The 24,945-nt window shown below is 59.4% G+C and carries 23 protein-coding genes and 9 pseudogenes; 14 read left to right on the forward strand and 18 right to left on the reverse strand.

Annotation, left to right across the window (positions count from 1 at the left end; translation table 11 throughout):
• Positions 1-27: 27 nt before the first annotated feature.
• The 4 genes and pseudogenes from QA642_RS17065 (at position 28) to QA642_RS17080 (ending at position 1,545) form a co-directional block, all read left to right on the forward strand.
• The gene (locus tag QA642_RS17065; protein ID WP_283085664.1) at positions 28-480 is read left to right on the forward strand and encodes an Hsp20 family protein; all 453 of its coding nucleotides are present in this window, start codon (positions 28-30) and stop codon (positions 478-480) included.
• An 84-nt stretch (positions 481-564) separates the two neighbouring features.
• A pseudogene (locus tag QA642_RS17070) lies at positions 565-883 on the forward strand (hypothetical protein).
• Positions 884-904: 21 nt separating this feature from the next.
• Positions 905-1,111 carry a hypothetical protein gene (locus QA642_RS17075; protein ID WP_283085665.1) on the forward strand — a complete coding sequence of 69 codons (207 nt, stop codon included), beginning with the start codon at positions 905-907 and terminating at the stop codon, positions 1,109-1,111.
• Positions 1,112-1,278: 167 nt separating this feature from the next.
• Positions 1,279-1,545 carry a hypothetical protein gene (locus QA642_RS17080; RefSeq protein WP_283085666.1) on the forward strand — a complete coding sequence of 89 codons (267 nt, stop codon included), beginning with the start codon at positions 1,279-1,281 and terminating at the stop codon, positions 1,543-1,545.
• Positions 1,546-2,020: 475 nt separating this feature from the next.
• Here QA642_RS17080 and QA642_RS46550 read toward each other — a convergent pair.
• The 7 genes and pseudogenes from QA642_RS46550 to QA642_RS17110 all read right to left on the reverse strand — a co-directional run.
• A pseudogene (locus tag QA642_RS46550) lies at positions 2,021-2,152 on the reverse strand (DNA polymerase IV); the annotation flags it as partial.
• A gap of 793 nt (positions 2,153-2,945) precedes the next feature.
• On the reverse strand, positions 2,946-3,245 hold the full coding sequence (locus QA642_RS17085; protein ID WP_349253851.1) for a helix-turn-helix domain-containing protein: 300 nt from the start codon (positions 3,243-3,245) through the stop codon (positions 2,946-2,948).
• A 149-nt stretch (positions 3,246-3,394) separates the two neighbouring features.
• On the reverse strand, positions 3,395-4,123 hold the full coding sequence (istB, locus tag QA642_RS17090) for an IS21-like element helper ATPase IstB (RefSeq protein WP_283085667.1): 729 nt from the start codon (positions 4,121-4,123) through the stop codon (positions 3,395-3,397).
• A gap of 122 nt (positions 4,124-4,245) precedes the next feature.
• Entirely contained in the window at positions 4,246-4,515 is a 270-nt protein-coding gene (locus QA642_RS17095) for a hypothetical protein (RefSeq protein ID WP_283085668.1), read from the reverse strand.
• A 128-nt stretch (positions 4,516-4,643) separates the two neighbouring features.
• Positions 4,644-5,366 (reverse strand): annotated as a pseudogene (locus QA642_RS17100) (SOS response-associated peptidase family protein).
• A 262-nt stretch (positions 5,367-5,628) separates the two neighbouring features.
• A complete protein-coding gene (locus QA642_RS17105; RefSeq protein WP_283085669.1) occupies positions 5,629-6,657 on the reverse strand; it encodes an IS110 family transposase in 1,029 nt (342 codons plus the stop codon).
• Between the two features lie 126 nt (positions 6,658-6,783).
• On the reverse strand, positions 6,784-7,011 hold the full coding sequence (locus tag QA642_RS17110; protein WP_283085670.1) for a hypothetical protein: 228 nt from the start codon (positions 7,009-7,011) through the stop codon (positions 6,784-6,786).
• A 674-nt stretch (positions 7,012-7,685) separates the two neighbouring features.
• On the opposite strand from QA642_RS17110, the gene QA642_RS17115 reads away from it, so the two are divergent.
• Both QA642_RS17115 and QA642_RS17120 read left to right on the forward strand, forming a co-directional pair.
• Positions 7,686-7,922, forward strand: coding sequence for a hypothetical protein (locus QA642_RS17115; RefSeq protein ID WP_283085671.1), 237 nt, complete (start codon positions 7,686-7,688; stop codon positions 7,920-7,922).
• On the forward strand, positions 7,919-8,347 hold the full coding sequence (locus tag QA642_RS17120) for a DUF3085 domain-containing protein (RefSeq protein ID WP_283085672.1): 429 nt from the start codon (positions 7,919-7,921) through the stop codon (positions 8,345-8,347). The genes QA642_RS17115 and QA642_RS17120 overlap by 4 nt, the downstream gene beginning before the upstream one ends.
• 952 nt (positions 8,348-9,299) lie before the next feature.
• Here QA642_RS17120 and QA642_RS17125 read toward each other — a convergent pair.
• The 3 genes and pseudogenes from QA642_RS17125 to QA642_RS17135 all read right to left on the reverse strand — a co-directional run.
• Complete coding sequence (locus QA642_RS17125; protein WP_283085673.1) at positions 9,300-9,476, reverse strand: hypothetical protein; 177 nt, start codon at positions 9,474-9,476, stop codon at positions 9,300-9,302.
• A gap of 504 nt (positions 9,477-9,980) precedes the next feature.
• Positions 9,981-10,235, reverse strand: a complete 255-nt coding sequence (locus tag QA642_RS17130; RefSeq protein WP_283085674.1) for a hypothetical protein — start codon at positions 10,233-10,235, stop codon at positions 9,981-9,983.
• 497 nt (positions 10,236-10,732) lie between these two features.
• Positions 10,733-10,912, reverse strand: a pseudogene (locus QA642_RS17135) (hypothetical protein); the annotation flags it as partial.
• Positions 10,913-11,405: 493 nt separating this feature from the next.
• Between QA642_RS17135 and QA642_RS17140 the strand changes: the two are divergent.
• Complete coding sequence (locus tag QA642_RS17140) at positions 11,406-11,627, forward strand: hypothetical protein (protein ID WP_283085675.1); 222 nt, start codon at positions 11,406-11,408, stop codon at positions 11,625-11,627.
• Here the strand turns inward: QA642_RS17140 and QA642_RS17145 are convergent.
• Positions 11,624-11,800 (reverse strand): hypothetical protein, encoded by a 177-nt coding sequence (locus QA642_RS17145; RefSeq protein ID WP_283085676.1) that lies wholly within the window; start codon positions 11,798-11,800, stop codon positions 11,624-11,626. The two genes, QA642_RS17140 and QA642_RS17145, sit on opposite strands and share 4 nt — an antisense overlap.
• Positions 11,801-12,120: 320 nt before the next feature.
• On the opposite strand from QA642_RS17145, the gene QA642_RS17150 reads away from it, so the two are divergent.
• On the forward strand, positions 12,121-12,876 hold the full coding sequence (locus QA642_RS17150) for a ThuA domain-containing protein (RefSeq protein ID WP_283085677.1): 756 nt from the start codon (positions 12,121-12,123) through the stop codon (positions 12,874-12,876).
• A 386-nt stretch (positions 12,877-13,262) separates the two neighbouring features.
• On the opposite strand, the pseudogene nhaA reads toward QA642_RS17150, so the two are convergent.
• Both nhaA and QA642_RS17160 read right to left on the reverse strand, forming a co-directional pair.
• Positions 13,263-14,289 (reverse strand): annotated as a pseudogene (gene nhaA / locus QA642_RS17155) (Na+/H+ antiporter NhaA); the annotation flags it as partial.
• Between the two features lie 213 nt (positions 14,290-14,502).
• Positions 14,503-14,670, reverse strand: a complete 168-nt coding sequence (locus tag QA642_RS17160) for a hypothetical protein (RefSeq protein WP_283085678.1) — start codon at positions 14,668-14,670, stop codon at positions 14,503-14,505.
• Positions 14,671-15,459: 789 nt separating this feature from the next.
• On the opposite strand from QA642_RS17160, the gene QA642_RS17165 reads away from it, so the two are divergent.
• On the forward strand, positions 15,460-15,804 hold the full coding sequence (locus QA642_RS17165) for a response regulator (RefSeq protein WP_283085679.1): 345 nt from the start codon (positions 15,460-15,462) through the stop codon (positions 15,802-15,804).
• 30 nt (positions 15,805-15,834) lie between these two features.
• Here the strand turns inward: QA642_RS17165 and QA642_RS17170 are convergent, their stop codons facing one another.
• Positions 15,835-16,032, reverse strand: a complete 198-nt coding sequence (locus tag QA642_RS17170) for a hypothetical protein (RefSeq protein WP_283085680.1) — start codon at positions 16,030-16,032, stop codon at positions 15,835-15,837.
• Positions 16,033-16,803: 771 nt separating this feature from the next.
• A pseudogene (locus QA642_RS17175) lies at positions 16,804-17,226 on the reverse strand (transposase); the annotation flags it as partial.
• A 157-nt stretch (positions 17,227-17,383) separates the two neighbouring features.
• On the opposite strand from QA642_RS17175, the pseudogene istA reads away from it, so the two are divergent.
• Together istA and istB (QA642_RS17185) are read left to right on the forward strand one after the other, a co-directional pair.
• Positions 17,384-18,931 (forward strand): annotated as a pseudogene (gene istA / locus QA642_RS17180) (IS21 family transposase).
• Positions 18,928-19,740 carry an IS21-like element helper ATPase IstB gene (istB, locus tag QA642_RS17185; RefSeq protein WP_283085681.1) on the forward strand — a complete coding sequence of 271 codons (813 nt, stop codon included), beginning with the start codon at positions 18,928-18,930 and terminating at the stop codon, positions 19,738-19,740. Before istA ends, istB (QA642_RS17185) begins: the two are co-directional and overlap by 4 nt.
• A 141-nt stretch (positions 19,741-19,881) precedes the next feature.
• Here the strand turns inward: istB (QA642_RS17185) and QA642_RS17190 are convergent.
• Positions 19,882-20,733, reverse strand: a pseudogene (locus tag QA642_RS17190) (transposase); the annotation flags it as partial.
• Between the two features lie 771 nt (positions 20,734-21,504).
• On the opposite strand from QA642_RS17190, the gene QA642_RS17195 reads away from it, so the two are divergent.
• Both QA642_RS17195 and QA642_RS46555 read left to right on the forward strand, forming a co-directional pair.
• Positions 21,505-21,726: a hypothetical protein gene (locus QA642_RS17195; RefSeq protein WP_283085682.1), complete on the forward strand. Its 222-nt coding sequence runs from the start codon at positions 21,505-21,507 to the stop codon at positions 21,724-21,726.
• A 97-nt stretch (positions 21,727-21,823) separates the two neighbouring features.
• Positions 21,824-22,192, forward strand: a complete 369-nt coding sequence (locus QA642_RS46555) for a hypothetical protein (protein ID WP_349253876.1) — start codon at positions 21,824-21,826, stop codon at positions 22,190-22,192.
• Positions 22,193-23,777: 1,585 nt separating this feature from the next.
• On the opposite strand, the pseudogene QA642_RS17200 reads toward QA642_RS46555, so the two are convergent.
• Positions 23,778-23,985, reverse strand: a pseudogene (locus QA642_RS17200) (DNA polymerase IV); the annotation flags it as partial.
• Positions 23,986-24,165: 180 nt separating this feature from the next.
• Between QA642_RS17200 and QA642_RS17205 the strand changes: the two are divergent.
• A complete protein-coding gene (locus QA642_RS17205) occupies positions 24,166-24,345 on the forward strand; it encodes a hypothetical protein (protein ID WP_283085683.1) in 180 nt (59 codons plus the stop codon).
• Positions 24,346-24,614: 269 nt separating this feature from the next.
• On the opposite strand, the gene QA642_RS17210 is transcribed toward QA642_RS17205, so the two are convergent.
• Positions 24,615-24,797 carry a hypothetical protein gene (locus tag QA642_RS17210; protein ID WP_283085684.1) on the reverse strand — a complete coding sequence of 61 codons (183 nt, stop codon included), beginning with the start codon at positions 24,795-24,797 and terminating at the stop codon, positions 24,615-24,617.
• Positions 24,798-24,945: the final 148 nt, after the last annotated feature.

Below are 24,945 nucleotides of genomic sequence, written 5' to 3' on the forward strand. Positions count from 1 at the left end.
CCAACTTGCTCTTTGGAGGATTTGGCTATGAGGTATGATTGGACTCCCCTGTGGAGGTCGACCATCGGGTTCGACCACCTGTTTGACATTCTCGACGAGGTCCAGCGGACCGCCGAAGAGACCTATCCCCCCTATAACATCGAGCGGCTCGATGAGAACCGCTTCCAGATCTCGGTGGCGCTCGCCGGATTCTCACCGGACGAGGTGGGCCTTACGGTGGAGCAGAATGTCCTGACATTGGAAGGCCACAAGGCCGAGAAGGACGAGAAGACCTTTCTGCATCGCGGAATGTCGACACGGTCGTTCAAGCGCCAGTTCACCTTGGCTGACCACGTCGAGGTCAAGGGCGCGCACTTCGAGAATGGTCTGTTGGTCATCGAGCTTCAGCGCGAGATTCCCGAGGCCATGAAGCCGCGGCGCATCGCCATCGCGGGCGCAAGCGCCGGGCAGGTCAAGCAGATCGAGGGCAAGGCCGCTTGACAAACCCGCGGCTCGTTTCGATTGCAGCCGCGCGGGTGCTCCCGCGCGGCCACCTTAATGCGACTTATGATGGGAGGTTTAGTCATGCGGACGCCGCCCGCACACGATAACGTCTTCGATTTAAATGCTCTTCTTCATCCCGGCATGGTGTCTCGCATCCGCGCGAGATCGTCGCTGACCCGAGAGTCTGGTCGAGAAGCGGGCCATCCTCGCGTCATGGGCTTCTGATGCCTCGGCGATCGCGTCCTGTCCAGCGCTACGCTCGTTGGGCGGACTAAAGACGCCTGTTCATATCGACGAAATCCTGGAAGCGCGACGCGCGCGAGACGCAAACGGTGCACGCAACCCGCCGGGCGGCAGGCCCATGCGTCTGCGCTCGGCCGAGCGCCGCGCGGCGGCGTGAGCGAGAGGCCACAAGGATTCCATGACTGACGTCACACAGTTGATTCCGGGTCGCTTCTATTGGGTCCTTGTGCGCTCAAGCACGAAAAATCCCGAGTGGCAGCCGGCCCGCTTCAACGGCGCTACTTGCCAAGGCGACGGCGCGAGGTGGGACTTCATCGGCTTCAATAGCGACGTCGGTCATCATTTCGTCGAGGTCGTCGACATCGGCTCAGAACTACTGTCCTAAACGCTCGCGTTCTTTCTGAGGCCCGAACAGGGCAATGCGCGTGGGCTAAGGCAGCTTTTGGCCCAAAAGCGGACTTCCGTAGAGAGCGCCACTTGTTTCTAGCTCATGGTTGCATCCGGTGCTAGCGTACATCCTGTGATAGTTTGCCATCCTTCGAGGAGATAGATATGAAAGCTTTTCTGCTAGCTGCCTTGGCCGCATTTTTAATCACGTCTGCCGCCGCGGCTCCCAAGACGGTTACTTCTCCCGGTAACCAAATCGCCAGTAGCTCGGTCGCATGTTCTACCTCGGGTAGCGGCTTCGGAAGCTATCCATCTGGCTGCCGGAACGGCGCGAATTTCAAGAGCTATAACGAATGCAAGGAGGCTGGCGTCAAGCGCGGCTGGAGACACGAAGATATGGCCTGGTACTGCAGCGGATTGGGCCTGCAATAGGGGCCTAAATCTCAGAAAACGCTCAACACTACATCCGTAAGGAACTTTATACCCCTCTCAGGTTGCAACAGTTCCGTCAACATCGCAGCGAAGGTACAATGGTCCAACTTTTTGCACGCGGTGGTTGCGGCGTCGGGATTCCAGGGCAGCCTTCTTTTGGGCATATCCGGCGCGGCTAAAGCTAAGGCGGTCTCAGCGCCGCCAATTTACTTGCGCGAGCATTTCTCCGGCAGTTCCCGGTCGTTAGTCGAGTGGCTCACGATTACGCCCGCAGATCCCCCGCTCGAAGTCCGGGCGCACGTCCGCGCCGCGATGCTCATAGCTCTGGCAGACAATCAGACTACGTCGTTTCTCGGCCGACCAAAAGAGATGCTTATGTCCCGCGCTGGCGAGAAGCCGGCGAAGGAGGCGGACGCCAAAGGCCGACCGCAGGATCGCGGCGGAAGTTGGCTTGAAGTTTCAGGCGACGCGGGGATCAGATCGGTAGATCTAGCTGCGGCTCACTATCAGTGGGAGTCTGCAGAGACGACAGGGAGACGCCGAGCAGCCGCACCGATTTTGACAGATACATCTCGGCCTTTAGCAACCCTGTTGCCAGCCGGTCGAGCGTCCTGACGCTCGTCAAGCCTCACAAAATTCGACCGGCTTCACCAACGAAATCCGTCTTGCGAAGACAAAGAAGTTTGAGGCGTCGAGCTCGGCCAGTGGTGACGCAGCAAACCTTTGGCTCCGCATATTCTTACCCCCATGTCGCATTTCCGGAGCCTATGGATGGAGTGTGCACGATATCGCTATCATGAAGCTGGCTGCTCTGGGGCCCTATACGCAGCCGTCGGCAAGTACAAAGGGCCGAACACCGTATTCGGCGGCCGGCCAAGCGAATACGTGCGCGACCAACGGCCATCAAGCTACCAACGGCCGTTCGACTATAAGAAGGATCCTGGGCGCTACTTCGCATGGCGCCGCCGCAATCCGCTTGGAGAGGGCCGTCAAAGGAACTGGGTATATTGACCGCGGCTGCGCGGACCAGGAGAGGCGGGCTCAACAGCACCGAGCGCCTGTTGCGCCTACTTATCTCAACCCATCCCGTTAAGCTGGCCGAGACGAAGGAGCGCAATGGTAAGGCCAACCCCTCTCATACTAGATGGCTGCCGAAGCAAGCAGCCACCAAAGGCGTCGTAATGCGACGCGTCAGAGCATCTCGAACATAGCCGCTGCGGGTCGGCGCCTCTGGACATAATGCCTAGGGTTGATCGCTCAGTCTCTGATGGCTCCAACTTCAAGACGGGGGTGTCCACGTAAGAACTACTTCGACGTGCTGATGTCGGTCGTTCCAGGAGATCACTATCCGGTGACGGACGCCGGCCATGTCGAACGCCAGAGCAGTCTCACTACTGAATTCACTCAGGAAGGCGAGCGCTGCGCATGTGCGAGCCCACTGGTAGTTCCTCATCATACATGCGGTTGATCCTATCTCGCATCACGCCATAGCACTCGCACGCAATCGTCCCAAGCCGCGTTCGGTCGATCTCTAGCACTCCTCGCTGCTCTGAAATAATGCCGCCGGCCTCTCGAAGTTTGCGCATCGTTAGCGTCACGGTCGTTCGGCGCACCCCGAGGAGTTGAGCTAGTGCCTCCTGCGTTAACTGAATTCGGCTGTCCGCAACTCGGTCGTGAATATCGAGCAGCCATCGGGCCATACGGCATTTCACCGAATGGACCGCGTTGCAGGCGGCCACGTTCTGAAGCTGCAACAATTGTGTGCGAAAATGGAAACGAAGAACATGCTGTCAAACGCCATCCGGAACTGCCCCCTTTGCGTCATGAAGAACTGCCCCCACCCTCGGGTTCATGATGTCAGTTGAAGGTTGGCTCCGCCGCTGACGGGACGGAGGGAGGCGGAGCCGACCGGAGGGCCGTCAGCGGCGGGCGCCTTGATGAGGCCGCTCTTTCGCTTGGCGCGGAGCCGATAGCTGTCGCCGCGGATGGTCAGCACGTGGCTGTGGTGCAAGAGCCGGTCGAGGATCGCAGTGGCGACGACCGGATCGGCGAACACGGTGCCCCATTCGGCAACGCTGCGGTTCGACGTGATCAGCATGGCGCCGGTTTCGTAGCGGCGGCTGACCAGCTGGAAGAACAGATGCGCCGCGTCGGGCTCCAGCGGCAGGTAGCCGAGTTCGTCGACGATCAGCAGCTTTGGCTTCGCCAGCGCGAGCAGTTTCTCGTCCAGGCGCCGCTCGCCGTGCGCCTTGGCCATGCCAGCGACCAGGGTCGTCGCCGTGGTGAACTGCACCGTGTAACCGGCCAGGATCGCCTCTCGCCCGAGCGCGATCGACAAGTGCGTCTTACCGACGCCCGGCGGGCCGAGCAGCAGCACGTTCTCGCCGTTGGCGATCCAACGTGACGCGGCCAGGTCGCGGATCTGCTTCGGATCGATCGACGGCTGTGCCTCGAAGTCGAAGCCCGCAAGCTCCTTCACGGCCGGGAAGTGTGCGAGTTTGAGCGCCATCTCGATGCGGCGATGATCCTTGCGCGCGATCTCGCGCTCGCACAGCAGGATCAGCGTCACCACCTTCACGCCTTTGCCAGCAGGTCTTTCCCTGGCGTCAGCAGCCGCACATAAGTACCGCTCTCGTGCAGTTCGAGCCAGCCGTGTTCGGCGCGGGCCTTCAACTTAGCCCTGTCTTGTGCGTTACCGCTTCAGCAATCTCCAACAGGACACTCGGGACAGGTATCCCCGATCGAATCGAGGACGTCTTGGAGCTCTGCCACGGCCTGCTCGGCGGAGAAGCCGGCCGGAGGATGGTCGCGCGCGACCTCAACGGCGCGTTCGCGGGCGTGATGGTCGGCGCGGTCCTGCATCCAGCCGTGTTCCTCGCATTCACGGATGGCGCTGGTCTCCTGCAGCACGGAGATGGCCCATCCGCGGAGGGTCCGTGTCGCTGGTCGTCGTTCCTTCGTCATCAGCATCGACTTGGCTCCTGCTGGGACGAATCCTTCCGCCCGCCCGCTCGTTCCGGGCGATTAGCACGGGGCAGGGATTCGCAATCGGCAGGGCAGGGGCTTGTCCACCTGTTCCGCAGCGCCTGTGCAGAACCTTATGTGGCTGAGACGGGATCTTCTTTCACGCCGCGGGCGACGATTTGCAGCGCCCCGTCCGGAAGAGGCCGCTGAAGCTTCAGGGCTTCGTCCGCCGGAGCCGCCATCCAGGTCTCGACCTCGTCAGGAGTTGTCAGGATCACCGGCATGGCCTTCGGATGAATGGCGCCGACCTCGGCGTTAGCCTCCGTCGTCAAGAATGCGAACAGGTCGTTTGTGGTCTCGCCTTCTTTGACTTTCCGCACCGAAGTCCAATTGGTCCAGATGCCGGCGAAGCACGCGAGGGGGCGGGACTCGTCCAGCGCGAGCCAGATGTCACCGCTTTCGGCCTTGTTGAACTCGCTGAACGAGTTGAACGGCACCACGCATCGGTGCTCTGGACCAAGCCAGCGCGACCAATGCTTGCTCTTGACGTTCCGTATGTTGGTCGTGCCGCTGTCGGGCTCCATTCGAAGCAATTCCTTGAAGTCGACAGGTTTGCCCTTGGATTGCAGCGTTTCGGCGCGTTTCTTGGTAGCGTCCATGAGCGCCTTTGACGATGACGGCATTCCTCATCGGGCGGTGACGAGTTCGCGGCCATTGGAGCCGGTCCGAATGATCGGCGCTTTATAGTCAGGAAAGACCCCGGTCATCGGCGCGACATTGCCGACGTATCGATTGACCACGCGAAACAGCGCGCTGATCGCAGCTTGGTTCGTGGTGATGCTGTAGAGATTGCAGATGTGGACGGCCCCCCACTTGTCAGGATGGTAGCAGACTTTTGACCTGATCGCTTGCTATCAGATGTCCGGCCTGTTTGCGCGGACAAAGTCCGCTGGCCAAGATGGTGTTCGCTACGCACGCTCCAAGCACATAGGCGACCTTGATGATGCCAGTGTAATCTACGGAAGCTCGCGCGTATCGACCGATCGGTCCTTCCATCTACTGCGTCCTGCAAGTTCGTAGGCTATCCGCCGAGCAACCTGCTCGCGGGCCGATTTCAGATCAAGTCGGCATGACGGCTACCGGCTGCTTGTACACGCCGCCCGATATCATCAAGCGCCAAGCGATGCGGGCAAACTTGTTGGCCAAGGCCACCGCGACCAACTTTGGCGGCTTTCGCTCCAGCAGCGAAGCGAGCCATGGTGTGGGCTTATGACGGCCCTTTCGAATATGCCTCAGCAGTGCGGTCGCGCCGACAATCAACGTCGATCGGAGCATTGAGTCTCCGGCCTTTGTGATTCCGCCATATCTTTGCCGGCCGCCCGTCGAATGATCCTTGGGTGTCAGTCCGAGCCAAGCGGCAAAGTCGCGGCCTGACCTGAACGTCTCCGGCGGCGGCGCCTTCATGCTTAGCATGGACGACCCAATCGGACCGACGCCGGGAATCGTCGCGATCCGCCTGCTGACATCATCGTCGCGGTGCCACCTCATCAGCTTGGCTTCGATCTTTGCCAGGCGGGCTTCGACCGCGGCATATTCCTCTGCTTGGAGTCGGAAGAGATCCTTTGCCATTTCCGGCAAGCTATCATCCTCGAGCACCCGCTTGATAAGTTGCGCGACATTCTGCCGACCGGCGGGGCCGACGATGCCAAACTCAGCCGCATAGCTCCTGAAAGCATTGGAAAGCTGCGACTTCACGCTGACCAGGCGTTCCCGCACAGTCATTAACATGCAGGCCGCTTGGCGTTCCTTTGATTTGACCGGTACAAACCGCATATTCGGCCGGGTGACCGCCTCGCACAGCGCTTCGGCATCGGCCGCGTCGTTCTTGCCACGCTTCACGTAAGCCTTCACGTACTGAGGCGGGATCAGCTTCACCTGGTGACCGAACGACTGCAGCAGGCGCGCCCAATGATGCGAGCTGCCGCAGGACTCGATGGCGACGAGAACCGGTGGAAGCCGCTCGAAGTAGCGGATCATCTCGGCTCGCCGGAACTGGCGGCGGACCACCACCACCTCGTTCTCATCAACACCATGAAGCTGGAAAACCGACTTGGAAGTGTCCATGCCGATGCGAACAGGAAGATTCATCAGACTTTCCTCTCATCTAGCTGTGACGCTGACAGCGCCATAGAACCGTGGGGATGAGAGGCCGTCCACACCAGCACACTGTCTAGGGCCTTCTTTCTGGGCTGCAACCCGCCGGCGGCTCGTAGGTCAGCGTGCCGTTGGTCCGGTCATCTCCTCTACATAGTCGTCGATGGCCTTAACCAATTTCTCGCAGTCGCCGCGGCGATCCTTCCTGTCGAAGATGAGGCAGCGGCGCAACCGACTCAACTCGGCGAGGTCGGCCGCAACCGCTGCGGCGCACCTTTCTTCATCGAGCTCTCGCATCCGCTCTTGGTGGTAGGCCTTCGCTGCCGCAGGGTTCTCTGCCTTGGTCATAGCTGCCATCGAACCGCGCCGTCGGCGAGAGTCAAATTATCAATCCCTTGGGCCTCGGCACGTGCACGAACTACTGCACATCGTGGGTGTGGAAAACGTGACTCGCTAGTTATCTGGAAACTTCGCAAGCAGCAGGGCGCTCTGGGAATACATGCGCGCAACATCCGCGGCATTGATCCGTTGATATAGAGGCAGCGGGATCGTTGTCCCGGTGGCGGTCGGCGGAAAGAAAAGGAAGTCTCGATGCCCACCGAGCCCAAATTTCGCATGCGGAATCTGCCACCCGACGCATCTCAACGAGATCGAGGGTTTCGCGGTTTGCATGCTTTTTCAAATGAAGCTCGCAAGTTGCCTGCAAACAAACGAAGCCGCCGCGCCTAGTATAATAGCCCGACGACGCCGGCATCGGTGTGGGCCCGGACCAGGCAATGTCCGGTGTCGAAGGGTTAGCGCCGTACAGGGCGATGCAATCGAAGCTTCGAGTTAAGCTTGATGTCGGTGCGAAGAGTTAAATCTGGACGGTTTCGCGCGACTGGCATCGGCTCGCCCGTTTCGACTGCGGTCGACCGAACATTACAAATAGCTCACAACCTTGACGCGATTTAACGAGGCTTCCCTGCATCGGGCCGATATACAGCGCGGCCGGGGGGCGTCATTCAATCGAGATGACGTCCATGAAATTTGATGAAAAAGAACGCGCGTTGCTGACGGACGCAGGCTTCGTGGTCGCGGACAACAACCGAGCGGCCTATGTCAAAGCGACGATTGTGGTCGCCGCACATGACGACGAAAGCTTTTGGCTGACGCTTTCGCTGCCTAACGAGACGCGCATTGCATGTTCCGTACCGCGCGACCAGATGACCTTGGCGATCCGGGGCGGCTTCGCAAGGCGACAGAGCGGCTTGCAATGAAGCTCTCCTTTCCTCATGGGCGGCTCAAAACTCTCTGGGCGGAAGCAGTGCAGCAGTGGCCAATTGCAGTACGTCCCATGAACGGCCGGAGTTCGCCGGGCTTTTGGCTCATTGGCGGCCATGGCATTTTTCTTATGCATAACGGCGCTAAACCGAAGGGAGGTCCCACATTGGCATATGCGACCGAATGTGACCCCTGCCTAATGCAATTCCAGGAGTGGTTGTGTGTGAAACGCGCCGTCTTCGGCAACGGCGGCATGGAGTTCGTTGAGGCCGTAATGATCGGTACAGCTATCGATGCTGGCTGCGATATCGAGATCATGCTCGATCGCGACAGTATGACGGTGGCCTTAATTGAAGGTGGAAAGGCCGGCATACGTTGGCAATCATCGCGCTCTAACCTAGCGCTAGATCGATACTATTGATCGAAGCCAACTACTCCTGGCGATGTTCTTTCGCTCACTGCTACAGTCGTAAGGACAAGCGCAAGCCCCGCGATCCAGAAGAGACGCCGGAGACGAAGCCGTCGCGCCGAGTATAATGGCGCCACGACTTCGCCATTGGGGACCCGGACCAAGGGCAATGTCCGGCGCTGAGAAGGTAGCGCTTAGCAGTGACACTGCAATCGAGTTGTAGGATTAAGCTTGATGCAGTGAGATCAGGTTAATTCTGGAACAGCAGCTGTGCCTGTGAGGGGCGGGCAAGGCAACCCTACAGCTCGCGATCCATCGCCGTATGCCGGCGGTTCTTCACCTTGATCCAGTGCTTTTGCTTTTATCGCGCCGGATCACGCGGTAGGTTCCTGAGCCAGAGCGAAATTCCCATGGCCGCGCGTGGAGCGGAGCGTGACCTTGAGCGGCCATTGACTTTCGACGAGCGAGCAAGGTCATGACGACGAAGACGAAAAAGGAGTTGGCGCTTTTGGCCCTGAGCACATTGGCAGCTCTGCCGGCATTCCGGCGCTGTCGGCCTGTTTATGTTGGGCGTCATTACTTGGTAATTTTGGTTGGCTGGAGGCCACGCGGCCCCTTGCCGTCAGATAAAACCCGGCGGCGGATGCTAGCGGAAAGCTGAACCATCATGCCGTCAGCGAACGCCAATACCGTTGCAGGGATCCTGTTGTCGCTGCGCTCCTTATCTCGTTTTTGCGTACTGATTGCCCTTGACCGAAAGACGCCGGATCGCGCCTCGGTGCGTCCAGCCAATCGGCGCGCTGCATTCCTTTGTTTGCGGCGCTTGCTCGTCGGAAACGCTGCGCGCTCTGAGCGCGCCGCTCCATAGAAGGCCCTATAAGCGGCCCCGCTAAATAAACTTTGCAGCCGCTGCTGCAACAGCGGACGGAAAGCACACTGTCCATGTGATGTTGCGGATGAAAGGTTACGCAGCGAGATCGAAGGACGCGATCAGGGCACGCACATCATCAGCCAGTTCACGATAGTGCCGGCTAGCCCGCCAGTACAGGTCGCGACTGCTTCCTTCCGATTTCTTCGCAATTTCCTCGCACTCGGCGGCGAGGCACTCAAATCGTTCTAGTTTCGCCTGAAAAGCACTCATGAAAAACGCCTCACACATTGTGATCCGACCTTTAGCCGCAGCGATCGGCGAGAGTAAACACAATTCAATGCTGCAACGCGGCACCTGAACTTAGCGCATCGGTGTGATAGCGGTTCAGTCGCAATCGCAGGCTGCTATTGTTGAGAGCCGCCAATATCAAATGCGCCTAGGAAGTAATCCTCACCGGCCGACGGCTCCCTCGCCGGCCGCCCGATCAATGTGAAGGTCGCGTCCAAACCTCGATGTCCTCTTGGGTCACGGTCAGATACCCGAAGAAGCACTTGTACCGACCCGGCTCTGTCGCTCTGCCGATTTTATCCCACGTGATCTTATTTACGCGCATTCTTGATTAACCCAAAAAGAAAACCCGCTCACCTTTCGGGAGCGGGCTCCTCCTGCCCATGCGTGTCGCCCGGTCGGGTAGAAGGGCGCTAACAATCAGCGTCGCTGAGATTAGTTTCCAACCGGTTACGACGCGAGATGAGCCGGTCAACTGAGGCGATCTCACTGGCCCCACTCGTTCTCAGGTAGCGAGCCGGGCGGTGGCGCGAGCTCTTCGAGGCCCGCTTCGATCAACACCAGTTCTTCTTGGATCGCCTTGACCGCGTTTTCCGGATTGATGCCTGACACGGCTTGGAGCTGACCGAGCACCTTCCGGCGATGTGCCAGCAAATTCGTCAAGGCGCGTCGGTCGCGCACCTTCACGTAGCCAGCGACAATAAGTTCCATGGCCTTCGACACCTGCGCTTCCTCATCCATCCGCTTCTATTCGGCGCCCGCTACGGGGCTTCGCGCTGCCGCGGCCAACGCGAACCAATCATTTGAAGGGATTGCATCATTCAGCGAAACGTATTTCACGAACTTAGGATCGCAAACTGGGGTCCGATCAGGCCGCTTGAAGAAGACGTTGCCGCCAGTCGTGACAACCGGTCGAAATGCGTTTTCGTAATAGGCCTGTGAAGCGAGAACCCAGCCGACACGAAAATGGCCGGCGGGCATCACCGCCGCCGGCCATCGCGTTCGCTGCCCTTAGGACGGGGGCGCCGGGGCAGCGTTGACCGTCAGCTTGACGACCCCCGATTAACGCACCGCTAACGAATTCGGGCAGTCGCGGGACCATTTGACGGCGTGAAATCGGCGGCTCGCGTCCTCGCGCAAGCGCAATTGACGATCGACGTCGGCAGCAAGCCGCATCGCCATGGAAACGATTATTTGACCGTGTTTTGGGACCTTGCCCGATAACCTGGAAGAGTTTAGCCAGCATTGAGCGCATCACCCAGCGCCGGGGAGGGTTGGGCAGGGCCGCGAAAACCGGGCATGCGGGCATTCCAGGCCTGACAGGCGAGGATGTCGGCGTCCTTGCGGGCGTCGCGGGCGCGTTCGGCCAGAACGCGGACCCTGGTCCCGAACAGGTATTCGCGCGACTTCGTGCTCATGGCAGATTGATTCCGCCGGAAGGGTCCAGAAGCAAGCCGCTAGGCGTAGACGCGCCATCGGGCGGAAGGCCAGTGCTGGGTCAAGCGTGTTCGGGTGTCAGGCGCACACGCGCCGAGCCGGGGATCGAGCGGAACCTCCGGACCCGAAGTCCATTACTTCACTGTGAACGAACCAAGCGGGAAGTGGCGGCTCGGTTCGTCGCCAAGCCCGACTACTCGGCGTGCTTCTCTACAAAAATTAAGATGGCTAGGAACATGCTGCGCCCGGCCAGCTTGCATCTCCATGCCAAGGGAAATTGCAATTGCCCTCTATTCTCTAGCCGCGGCCTGTGTGGTGGCATTCAGTTTGGCTGCAATCGTCTCTCCTCATTAGCCGAACGGGAAAGGTCGCCGAGATCGGCGGCTTTTTCGTTGCTCGTTAAGCGTCTATCGGCACTGCAGCGGAGTGAGGCCACCGCGAGACTCGCTCTCCGCGCTGTTTCGGCACCTCTGCGTGAATGCGCAGGACAAGGGGCGTATTCCGAAATTCATCCATCACTTCCAAACGCCATTCACGACCGGGCACGAGATTGCCATCGGTACTCTGCAAGGTCTGGCCGGCCACCACCGTGGCCTCCTTCCAAGCAGCGCGCTCATCGCGCAACTCTTCACCGACCTCATCGATGATGGTGCGATGGTAGGTAACATGAAAAAAATAGCGGGGCATGCGGCCTAACTTGGACGAAGCGCGGCGGTCAGGTTGCGGGTCATTTCGATCTGTCGCGCCTTCCGCAACAGCGTCTCCCGTTTCCAGCTTTCCGGCTGCGACTTGGCTTCCTCTCTTAGCTTTTGCGCAGCCGACAGAAGCCTCTCTTCCAACGTTTGGCTTTGCTTGATGCGACGCCGCATTGTCCGTCCTCCCGCCAATCCGCCTGAAACGGCCGAATGCACCGGCAAAACGAATGATGTTAAAGAAGGTTCCGCCTTTTGGAACAGGGCTAGGACCTGTTTAGAAGTCCCACGATGCAGCGTTCGAGCTGGTCGGTCGTGTCGGCTACGCAGCGGCCTCGCCCCAGTTTTACACCTCCCGAGGTCGCTGAAGGGCCACTAAGCGAAATTGCCAAGTCGAGGCTATCAATTGAACCGCGGGCGTAGGGCGGCGCCGCAGGGCCCGCGGCGCGCTGATATGTGCTAAGCTTTTCTGGCCGGTTAAGCATCGGGAGAGGATTGTGACGCGACGCGAGTTCATCGCACTCGTCAGCAGCGCGGCGGCAAGCCGACCGCTCGGCGCGCGTGCAGGGCGCCCGCCAGAACGTGTCCTCTATTTCACATACTCGGCCGGCTATCGGCACGACGTCATACCCCTTTCCGAAGCAATCCTGACGCAGCTTGGAAGGAATTCCGGTGCCTTTGAAGTCATCGCAACGGAAGACTTGTCTGAATTTTCGACCGGAAACCTCGAGCGGTACGCCGCTATGATGTTCTACACAAGCGGTGAAATTCCGATGAGCGGCGCCCAAAAGATAGCACTTCTCAACTTTGTGCGCTCGGGCCGTGGCTTTCTCGGCGTTCACTCGGCCGCGGACACATTCTACACTTGGCCAGACTATCTCGATCTGATCGGCGGCTACTTCAACGACCATCCCTGGCATCAGGGTGTGACCATCGAGGTGGCTGATGTTGCAGATCCACTGGTGGCCTTTCTGGGGAATTCGTTGCAGTTGAACGATGAAATCTACCAGATCAGCGACTTCGACTATCGCGGATCACGCGTGCTCCTGCGCCTCGACCAAAGTTCAGTGGACCTCAATAAGGCCGGTGTGCATCAACGCTTCTATGGTTGGCCGCTCGCCTGGAAACGATTTTACGGCGAGGGGCGAGTATTCTATTCGGCGCTTGGCCACGAGGCGTCGGTCTGGCAGGATCCGCGCTGCCAGAAAATCCTCACTAACGCTATCCTCTGGTCTACGAGAAGGTCGGCCTAGTGCAACCGGTTTGCTATTTCCTACAGGCAAATTTGTAGCGGCTATCGATCATGCCGCTCGCCTTGACCGAGACTGGCTGTCGCCCGGCATGTCGGAGTCTCGGAAGTATCCGACGCTGCAAAGAACTCAATGCTGGTTATCACTTCGGGTTTGGGTCACAATGCGAAGAACTCAGGTTGAGCAAATCTGCCCCGCTCTGCCGCGATGAGCGGACCACGGCAGATTTATTGTACGAGGGATACTTCGGATTTAAATGAAAGCCAGTTTCGACAATCATCAGCTGAGTGATCCAGAGGGCAGAACCTCGACGGCAAATGATACGAAGGACACGTGCGGAGCTTTGAAATGCATTGGAGCAGCTTCACTGACGAATATAGATGGCACCCCCCAAGGCCGAGTGTGGCAGCTACTAGCGAGCCGAAGAGTACGCCCAGTTTCGCTGCACTCAACAACCCTTGGTCGGAGAACGCGAGCATCGAAATGAAGATCGACATGGTAAAACCGATGCCAGCCAGCAGGCCGACCAGACAGACACCACCCCAAGAAACTCCAGGAGCAAGGCGACAGCAGCCCAATCGCACCGCCGCCCAAGTCGCGCCGACAATGCCAAGAGGTCTCCCGACGATCAAAGCAATTGCAGTGCCCATCATCACCAGATGACCTGCGGCGGAAAGATCGGCGCCCGTTAAGCTGACGCCGGCATTCGCTAGCGCGAAGATCGGCATGATTCCGTAAGCGACCCAAGGATGGATCGCCATCTGCACGCGAGAGACTGGCGGCAATATTTCGCGGTGAGCTACGCGAAGATCTCGCAGCGGTTGCTCCAACTCACCAACTCATGCGGATCCCTTGCGTTTACCGCATCGCTGCTTCGCGGCTGTTTGAGCACGCGCGATACTATTTCCAGGGAGGGCTCTCGCATCGGTATAGGTCGTGCCGGAGTAATCAGTCCAAGCACGACTCCTGCGAGGGCCGGGTGAATGCCGGCGACCATAAATCCAATCCAAACCAAGGAGCCGGGCAGGATATAAAGAGGCGCCGAACCAATTCCAATTCGCTCAAAATCCCAAAGCAGCGACAACACCAAGCAACGCGAGAATGAAGCCGCCCGGCTGAAGGCTGGCGGTATAGAAGACGGCAATGATCAGCGCGGCAATGATGTTGTCGATGATTGCCAGAGCAAGCAGGAAGACTCGCACATTCACCGGGACCCTTCGTCCAAGCAGCGCGAGAACTCCGACAAAAGGCGATGTCTGTCGCAGTTGGCACGGCCCAACCCTGCCCGCTAGCCGGATCGTTGTTGATGCTCAGGTAGATGAGCGCCGGCACGATAACGCCACCTGTCGTCGCAACTAGTGGCAGAATTGCTTGGTCAAGTCTGCTCAGAGCACCTTCGTGAACTTCGCGCCGAATCCCGGGCATCTTCGGGGCTGGAGGACCGAGACGCACCGAGACCGCCCGACGCACCTTACTCAACGCGGCACGCCGCTTGATCGCGTCGCGCCGGGGATTCACTTCGGGAGTCTCAAATGATAGAGCCCCTAAATTTAATCTGCGGGTGTCTCAATTAGAACAGCACCCATGGCTCGCTTCAGAAAGGCCGCGCTCCGTCTTTGTTGAGCAGCCTTACGTGTAAGTTCCGCTCTCGTGCAATTCGAGCCAGCCCTTCTCGACGACGAAGGCCGCAGCGAACTCAATCGCTGCGGCCCGGGCACGGGTCAAATGAACCGGGTGAATCGATGGAGCCAGCCCCGGTTTGCCGAATTTTCCCGGCACCGCCAGTTCCCGCGACAACAAATGGAATCTCCTTGGCAAAAACACGCGCTGCTTATGTCCAAAGGGATACAGACCCGATTACCGAATCTTCCTAGACATTGGCTACCTCGACGGCCCCCCATTACTGTCGAGGCTCCAACGGCTCCCGAGGATGTGCGGGGGCCGTTTTTTTGCGGCTTGCAACAATGAGGGCATAAGCCGAAGAGCAGCTGTCGGAACGAGGCGTGCGTTGGTCGCCTCAATTGGCGGCTTTGGGTGGGCCTTTCGCTTTCCTACTGGTTGTGGGTGGGAACCAACCTTTTCGGGCGATGCGTTTAGGGTGCGCTTCTGGCCCCGCGTCCCCAACCTCGTGGCCACAAGATTGGAAATGACGGCTCCAGTGTTTGCCCAACCTGGAGCCGTAGTTATTTGTGCGCCAGCTAACTGCCACTTGTTCACGCTGGCGGCCGTGGCCATAGCCCCCGAGCTTTCTCTTCGTCACCCGCCGTGTGTGGATTTGGACACACTTCTGGGAATATGGAGCAGCCCAAGGAACCCAGGAAGCAACATGCGCTTGTGTTGCCGGTGGCGGCCTCAGTCCCACGAGGCAAGAGCCTGTCCGGAGGCCCCAGCATCATCATGCCCCCCGGCCCGATGCTGGGGCCGCCACGAACTTCAGTTTAGTTTCTGTACGAGGCGCGATTGGACGAGACTGGGAGAATCGCGGGCGGAGGATGCCAAAGCCTTCGGGCCGGCTTAGTAGCGAGGCTCTTCGCGCTCTCGCGAGCGCAAGGAATGTCAATCGGTAGTACTTGAAGGGGGCAGCCAATGGCTTCGGTGTTTCTGGTGGAGGACGAAGTACTCATCCGCATGATGGTGGCCGATATGGTGACAGATCTTGGCCATACCGTCGCGGCCGAAGCTGGTGATTTGCCTTCGGCGTTGGAGCACGCCAACAACGGTGTCTTTGACGTGGCTGTGCTAGATGTAATGCTAGGCCGTGAAAGCATCGAGCCTGTGGCGAAGGCTCTCGCAAATCGCAATATCCCGTTCGCATTCGCAAGTGGCTTTGGCGCGGATGGCGTGCCAGAACAATTTCGCGAACGGCCGCGGCTGCAAAAGCCCTTTCAGATCGAGCAGCTCGAACGCTTCATCGCTCGATTGCTAGCGTAGTTTGAAAAAGACAACAAACCGCGCCCGTCCTCAGTTAGCGGAGGATAGACGCGCTGTTTCCGACGGGCTTGGTGCCGGAAGGCCATAATCCTTCGCTCGTTTGGCGGCGAGCCTGCGATAGGCTTGCGCCTGTGTAAGCAGCTGCCCTTTGAAGACGGCATCGCGTTCGCTTGCTGCCAATCGTTCAAGCTGAACAGCTCGCTCTAGATATTCGACCAACAGCTTCATTGCGCGCGCCCTCCACGGGCCAACCAACTGGCTAAGCATTGTTCCTATGCTGGAACGCGCGCGATCCTCGGAAGCCGGCATCGGTCCATCGCGACAATTCCGCCCGGTTTAAGTTGAGCCGGGTCTACCCGGACAGCCGACTTGTCCTCGGCCGTGGGATGCAGCAGCGATGCGCCACCAGCGCCGTACGACAATGAAAAATGACCGCCCACTGCAGTGCGGTCTTTGATCATCTCGTTTATCGACTGATGGCTTAATGCAGGCCCAATCCGCTGCAGTACCATGCCATATCTTCGTGTCTCCAGCCGCGCTTTACACCCGACTCCTTGCATTCGTTGTAGGTTTTGAAACTTGCTGCATTTCGGCAGCCGGACCGATAGGTCCCAAAGCCGCCGCCAGAGATGGAACATGCAACCGAGTTGCTGGCAACTTGGGAGTTCGGGGCAGCGGCGGCTTTGGGAGCCGCGCTGGCTGAGGGGATCGAGAAGATGGTTACGCTAGCTAGCAGAAAAGTTTCATCGCTCTCTCCAGGGGATGCCTCACCACAGGCTGTATCGGATCATGCAGACGACTGCTTGGCCAGAGCCGCACCATGCAGGCCGCGCTTGCGCGTCCGCTAAGGGTCTTGGGTGTGTGCAAACGGATAGGTCGGCACGCGGCCGTGGTCGCCAATCGTTGCAGGCGGCCGATGTCTCGCGTCGGAGCGTCCAATGACCGGCCAAAGTGGGTATCGCGACGCGATATTGCGCTTTTGGAGGCACTTTCCGCCCTTCAAGCGGCGGGGATGGCTGCAATCAGGCTCGGTTTGCCGACGATGTTCATCACCCGGGTGAGGTTATAGGCGAGAACATGCAGCGCCATCTCAGCGGCGACATTCCGTAGCCGCTTCATCAGTAAGTGGGTCGCACCCATACGGGCTTTGATCGTGCCGAAGGGATGCTCGACCGTCTCGCGCCGCCTCCGCATGGCGTCGGGATCGGAATCGAGCCGTCTCTGGACCTCCTCGACCACTTGCTCATGCTCCCAGCGCGTGATGCGGCGCTCCTTGGACGGCGTACATTGGCTCTTGATCGCGCAGCCTTGGCACGCCGCTGTCGACCAGTAACGACGCAGCGTCATGCCATGCTCGATGTTGGTGTAATGATAGGGCAGCAGCTGGCCGGATGGACAGCGGTAGACGTCCTCATCAGTGTCGCGCGGCGATCAGGATGGAAGGCAGCGTCAATCAAGGTGAGAGAGTTTCGCTGGGCTCGTGACGTAGGGAGGGCGTAGCCCGACCGGAGTTACGAGCCCAGCGTCGGCGCGATCCCGAGTAGGACCGCGCCGACTGGTGATCGCGGCCGGCGGGGTTATGCAAGTGGTTCTTCCGCCAAGAGGAATCACTCGCGTGCCCGGCCGACACATCACAGATCACCAGATGAGGCTCTACATGAAGTACCGTCAGACCGATAGCCCGCCAGTGGCGGCGGCCAAGGCATCATTCAGTGCGTCGACCGCCTATCGGATCGAGAGAGACCCCCGATTTCCATCGCAAGGAAGGCGCCCCGCGGCCGGCGACGGCCGGACCCGCTGAGCGACGTGTTCGAGACCGAGATCGTCCCGATCTTGAAGGCGGCACCTGGCTTACGGCCGGTGGCGGTGTTCGAGGAGATGCTACGGCGTCATCCGGATCTCGGCAGCGGTATCCGTCGTACCCTGGAACGTCGGATCCGTGCATGGCGGGCGATCCACGGCGAGGAGCAGGAGGTGATCTTCCGCCAAACCCACGAGCCTGGCCAACTCGGCCTCTCCGACTTCACAGACATGGACGAGTTGGGTGTTACGATTGCGGGTGCACCGCTCGATCATCGTCTCTATCACTTCCGTTTGGCCTATTGCGGGTTCGAGCACGCCCATGTCGTGCTTGGCGGCGAGAGCTTTGTTGCCTTGGCCGAAGGCCTGCAGAATGCCCTCTGGTCGCTCGGTGGGGCGCCGCGGGAGCATCGGACCGACAGTCTGTCGGCCGCATTCTGCAATCTCGATCGTGATGCACGGGACGATCTGACGCAGCGATACGAGGCCCTTTGTGCCCATTACGGCATGCGGCCTTCCCGCAACAATCGAGGTGTTGCTCACGAGAATGGTTCGATCGAAGGGCCCCACGGTCATCTCAAGCGAGCAATCGCGGATGCCTTGCTGCTGCGCGGAACTGTCGACTTCGATGATCTTGCCACCTATCGCGGCTTCATCGACGAGATCGTCAGCCGCCGTAATGCCCGCAACGCCAAGCGGATCGATAGCGAGCGCGTGGTGTTGCAGGAGCTGCCCGATCGGCGCACCTCCGACTACGAAGAGGTGATCGTCCGCGTGGCATCGTCCGGCGGCTTCACCCTGCGCAAGGTGTTCTACACGGTGCCATCGCGCCTGATCGGTCACCGGCTGCGGGTGCGCCTTTACGATGATCGTCTCGACGTGTTCGTCGGCGGCACCCATCTCGTCACCCTGCCGCGTGGGCGGCCGCATCCCAATGGCAAGTACGACCAGGTCGTCGATTATCGGCACGTGATCCATTCCCTGCGGCGCAAGCCGATGGCGCTTCTCAATCTGGTCTACCGAGATCGGCTGTTCCCGCGCGATGCCTATCGGAAGACCTTCGATCGCTTGCGCGAACGCTTGCCGGACAAAAAGCCTGCCGGATCATGGTCGATCTCCTCGCGCTCGCTCATGAACGCGGCTGCGAGACCGAACTCGCCGATCAGCTCACCGCCGACCTCGAGGCCGGCCGACTGCCCGACCTCAACCGGCTACGTGCTCACTTCGCCCCCGATCCCGCCAACCTGCCGAACGTCGTGGTGCAGCTCGTGCCGCTTGCGACCTACGAATGCCTCATCGGTACGCCGAGACCGGAGGTGCCGCATGAGCGTAACGAACACGGTGGATGCCGCGCGCCTCAATCTGTTGCTCAATGAGCTCCGGCTGCCTGCCATCAAGGTGCTGTGGGCGCAATTTGCCGAACAGTCCGACAAGGAAGGCTGGCCGGCCGGCCGCTTCCTCGCGACCATCGCCGAGCACGAGATCGCCGAACGCGGCCGCCGTCGGATCGAACGACACCTTGTCGAAGCACGTTTGCCCGCCGGAAAGGCCTTCGACAGCTTCGACTTCGAAGCCGTGCCGATGATCTCGAAGGCGCAGGTGATGGCGCTCGCCGCCGGTGACAGCTGGCTGGGCAAGGGCGCCAATTTGCTGTTGTTCGGCCCGCCCGGCGGCGGAAAGAGCCACTTGGCGGCAGCGATTGGCCTGGCCCTCATCGAGAACGGATGGCGCGTCCTCTTCACCCGGACCACCGATCTCGTGCAGAAGCTCCAGCTAGCGCGACGCGAGCTTAACCTCGAGGCGGCCATCAATCGTCTCGATCGCTTCGATCTCCTGATTCTTGATGATCTCGCTTACGTCACCAAGGATCAGGCCGAGACCAGCGTGCTGTTCGAGCTCATCAGTGCACGCTACGAGCGCCGCTCGATGCTGATCACCGCCAATCAGCCATTCGGCGAATGGAACAGGGTCTTCCCGGATCCCGCCATGACCCTCGCCGCTATCGATCGCCTCGTTCACCACGCCACCATCGTCGAGATGAACGTCGAGAGCTATCGCAGACGGACCGCCCTCGAACGAAAACGCGGTCCAGGACGGCCGCCATCGCACGCGACACCTAAAACCGTGGCTGATTGACGCTGCGCGACAATCAGAGTTCAACAAAACTCTTGCGCGCGACAATCATCGCGGCAATCATCATCAGGCCGCGACACTGCCTCGCCATCCTGATCGCCGCGCACTTCCTACCCAGATTGCCGCGCTACACTCATCAGGCAGGTAGGCGAAGTTCTGTTTGCCGAACCGGCCCTCCGCCTTGGCGTTCGACGTCATGGGCTTGGGCAGCGTGACTGCAACGCCAGCCTCTTCGCAGGCTAATATCTCTCCTCCGTCGAAGTAGCCACGGTCGGCGACCGCCTCGAGTTTGTCCACTTCGAGCACTTCTTTGGCTTGCTTCGACATCCGAGCAAGCTGCCCAGGGTCGTTGCCGACGTTTATGACCTCGTGCGTAACAATCAGATGGTGTTCGATGTCCACCGCGACCTGGACATTGTAGCCGACGACACCCGATCCGCGCCCACTGGTGGCCATCGAACGGGCATCCGGATCGGTGAGCGATATCTGTTGATCCGGCGTGTTGCGCATCTGCGCATCAAGCACTTCCAGGCGGCCCATCTCCTGCTTCAGCCGAGCGATCTTTTCCTTGATCCTGGTCGTTTTGATGCTGATCGCTTCCGATGGCTCCTGCCGATCGGCGCTATCGAGTTGACGCAGATATCGACCGACGCTTTCCTCGATCTGCGCCATCCGCCTCGCCATCTTGGCATGCATGAAGTTGCGATCGCGGTTGTTCACTGCCTTGAACTTGCTGCCATCGATTGCGACGCTTAGGGTCTGCAATAGGCCCATTTGCCGGCATAGCGCAACGAACTTCGCACAAACCTTCCGGATCGCCGCGCCATTATCCTTCCGGAAATCGGCGATCGTCTTGTGATCGGGAGCCAGGCGCCCGATCAGCCACATCACCTCGACATTGCGGCGCGCCTCACGTTCCAGGCGGCGACTGGATTGCACCCGATTGAGATAACCGTAGATGTAGAGCTTCAGAAGGACTGCCGGATGATAGGAAGGCGTCGCGCGCGCGTTCGGCCAGAACGCGAACCGTGGTCCCGGACAGGTATTCGCGCGACTTGGTGCTCATTGCGGGTTGATTCCGCCGGACGAGCGCAGAAGCAAGCCACTAGCTATTGGGTTTGCGACTCTGGCGAGCCCAAGAAGGGCGTCAAAGGCGAAATTCTTGATCGAGAAATGATGGACACGGCGCCCGGCAAAAGGCGGCCCCAACCGCTGGCGGGCTAAGTTGAGGCCGTAGTATCCGCCAGCCCAAGCTCACCATGCATCCCGCGCCGGGGCGCTGGCGATATGGCAAACGGCAAACAAAATAATTTGGAACGACCTCCGCGCAAGAAGCTGCCCCTGTGCGTTCGGGCACATGACCTTTTGCCTTTTCGTCGCTCTTCCTTCCGCATGGTGTAAACTGCGATGATGCTGACGCTCAGCGTCGCGCCAAGCATGCAGCCCAGGCCAAGGCCCAGCCAGAACATGGGACAGCTCCTCCGTGGCCCAGCTCCCTATTTTCAGCGCATCTTCACGTAGGGGCATCTTCAGTTCGGCCTCAGCAGCCGCCGGAACGCCTCCATTATCTCGGGGCTCTACGCCCACTCCTCGCCTCACCAGACAAACCTCGGCTCCCAGACAGCCGCATTTCGTCCCGTCAGCAGTCAGCGTAAAAAAAGCAACGTGTTGCCTGCAATGTGGAAAGTCCCACAGCTGTCGATTGCGAACTTAGGAACGAGAGCTCGGCTTTCACATTCCTCCTGAAGTGCAATCGGGAGCCTTAGCATGGCAATCCAAATCGTGATGGATCATAGCGGCGATAGCCGACACTTCTTCGACAACTCCAATTCAGAAGCATTGGCAGAGGCGGAGAAGCGTTTTCTGCAATTTGCTCTCAAAGGGTATACCGCGGCGGTGCGGAAGGGGCCCGGTGAGGTGAGCAGGATCACCGCGTTCGATCCGATGGCGGAAGAAACGTTGTTCTTCCCGCGGCTCGTGGGCGGGTGATCGCGAGGTGACGAGAAGGCATCGTCGCATCGGCTTATGGCCCCATCGAAGCGTCGCGGTAAGCAGGCTTTATCAAGCAGCTAAGGCCGAGAAGACGATTCAGGGTCGTGCGCTACGACTGCTGCGTTCTTGGCTTTCGCCCGAGCAAAGGACAGAGTTCGATACCGGGGGGTATTTCGATGTGGTAGGATGCGACAGTGGGAAGCGTTATCGCATCCGGAGGGGAACATCCGGGAACGTCCACGAGATCGACGAGTACGGACGGCTCGGCACGGGCTGGTGTTTCGTCCCGCTGGGTGGCTTGATAGAGGGCGACGTCATGCTCGCCCAAAAAATAGCTATCGAGACGGACGAGGAGCGCGCTTTGAGCGTTGCCAACTCCTTCCCAGGACCCATCCGATTGGCGCCTACCCAGATATCGTCCATCAGAGAGGAGGAGTTTGGGCGCACGTTTTTTTCCAGCTAAGAGCCGGTCGGGACAATCAATAAACCTGCAGGCATTCTCAGCAGGCAGGGGCAACTGCGGCTCGACACCGCCGCGGCATCGAGCTCAATCGGCATTATATCCGCCCCTTGCTGGCCAGCTGATTGGCAATGCACAATGGAAACTTAGCGCTATGCTTCATTACGGGCATGGTTCTGGGCGCAAACTCGAGTGAGCGATGCTTTGCGTTTCGAGGGAAGCGGGGTGCTGCTACCGAAGGACTTTGGGCAACACGACGACGACATCAATAACCTGTTTCAAGATCTCTGTAGCTAAGTCAGCAATCACCAAAGCGAAGTCGTCCTCAATCTCCGCAGCGGTGCTTTCGTCCTTCGCATAGACGTACAAAAGCGGTCCATCGACCTCCGCGAATCTGACGCCAGCAAACACGCGATAGAATACAACCGCGCCTATTACACCGGCTAGCCTGCCTGTATAGCTTAATCCTGGGTGCTGGTGAGATCCATGGCGCCGAGATAAACGCACTTCGCGCGAAAACAAGTCATAAAAAATTATTTCAGCAACCTGTTGCAAGCGAGATAGCAAGACCCTTGCTGTGCGCGGGCGCGGTTCTCACGCGCTCCGCCCCTCAGTTACGCAACCCCGCTTCCCGTCGCTGGCAACTTAGGGCCGACATCGCTGCGACGATGAACCAGGCTCTGCCGGAGGCAACAAAGCTGGCATTTGTCGTTAGCCTTTCCTCGCCTGGGCGTTAGCGCCGTGGTCGTCCATTGGTTTGGCATACATCTTCCAATAGGCGGGCTTTACCGCAAGCACGCCATCTCGAGCCAGGCGCAATTGCAGTTGATGGCCTCGTCGACCGTCGGGGAGGGGCGATGCCCCCGTCGGCCACATGCGCTCGTTCCATGAATCGCAAGGCACTTGTCAGCCTGGCGGATCAGCACCTCGCCCTTGGCGAGGATGGTAGATGCGCCGACTCGGGGCCTCGCCGCATCGAACCTGTCGACGGCAAAACAGGCACGCGGCCTATTTGATGTTTCCGAACGAGCGTCGCTCCCTTAACACAAAAATTACAGATTCTTGCCAGCCTGTGACCATTGCAGATCGTCGCAGCTGCGACTTGAAATCATACGTGTTGAACTCAGCTCATACCTGCTCGGTTGGCAGTCTCTTCACTGGAGAAGTCTGCTATGTTGAAGGGCTTCCTTATTGCGCTGATAGCGCTTCTCTTTCTGGCGCTTTGTGATCAATACTGGTCAGGCGGGCGCTATATCGAAGCCGCCGTCGTACTGGCGAGACAAATCGGGCGGTCGTTCGGTGTGTAACAGGGCGGCTCTCCAGGAGCTCGGGATGAGTGACGCGGACTCCCTTCGGTTGCTGAACAAGAGGGAGTGCCCAGGTTGCCGCTCAGTAAGTATGTCACATGGATTGCGGATTGATATCGCGGAGCTCCTGACATGCACCGCTTGTAAGGCGCGATTTTACGTTGCTCCGCGCTCTCCTCATGCCAAAGCGTTCATCCGGCAATAGACTCATTCGACAGGTAGTTGGCTGCACCTCACAGACTGCGGTGATCGGGCCGCCCGACAGCGGCGCATACTTTTGGTCAAATCGGCAAGCTGAGCTGCGGCACGGCGTCAGTGGTCGTCTGCAGAGACGACATGGAGACGCCGAGAAGCCGCACCGATTTCGACAGAGGCATCTCGGCTTTTAGCAACCCTGTTGCCAGCCGGTCGAGCTTGGCACCGCTTGACACCGGGGGCGGCGACCGAGCGGCTCCGCGTAATGATCTCGAAGTCGGCGCATTTGACCTTCCGAGCTGCAGCACGCCATGCTCCAGGCTCGAGTTGCGCGACCAGAGAATCGAGTTGGCCGCATCGCTAGGGCGCAGCAAGTTCGCCGCATGCCCGCTTGATAGCAATCCGCATTCCCTGATCGGCTGCGACACTGTGCTTGCACTGCGGGCACAGTTGTTGAGGAAGAATAGGGGACTCATGAAAATCAATCTCGCAAGGCACGGATTTCCGCAAGCGGGCCAATACGTCAGGGCAGATCGGCTGGCGCGCGCATACGCGCCGCAAGGTGACTTCTCGATTTACGTCTATGGGTGGGTCGATCGGCGCGGCCGCGTGAAAAAGGCCGCAGTAGCAAGCCACCGCGGCCTGCCGGGTTAAAATGTGTAGGTGAAATATGGGATCCAGCCCCGGCAGAAGTAGCCTATTCCGACTATGCCGAGTCGCAATGTCGTCGATGTCACACTTTGGGAAATGTTGCGTCTACGTCAGGGGTACTGACGGATGGAGGAAGAGGGAGGGCCCACCGGGGCTGGCATAGCGAGCCCTCAACCTCCACGCGCGAGCCGCCCACTTCGCCACGCAACAGTCTGCATGTCATCGCGTCAGTTTCGTGTCGAAACAACATCGAAATTTGGCGACGGGCGTAATCACCGCTGATGGCCCAAGCCGATACCCAACACGATAGCCTTCTGACGTAGCGCGCCCTCGGTTCGCTTGGTCATCTTGGATATCTTCGCGACGGGCGTCCGCGCCTTCGAGTGCGCCTTCAGTTCCTTGATGTCTTCCTTCGTCCACTCGCGCCGGACAGTTTTCTTTGCCTTTTTGGCCACTCAGCGACTCCGTCAATTGTTAGGAGCGCGGTCTAACAACATCGCCCACCGTACGCAACCTTGCAAAGGAGAATCCTTGCCCAACGACGACTTTCAATCGCCAGTTTTCTAGCTTTCCATTCAAACTGAAGCGCCAATAGCAACGCCA

Source organism: Bradyrhizobium sp. CB2312, assembly GCF_029714425.1.
Classification (GTDB): Bacteria; Pseudomonadota; Alphaproteobacteria; order Rhizobiales; family Xanthobacteraceae; genus Bradyrhizobium.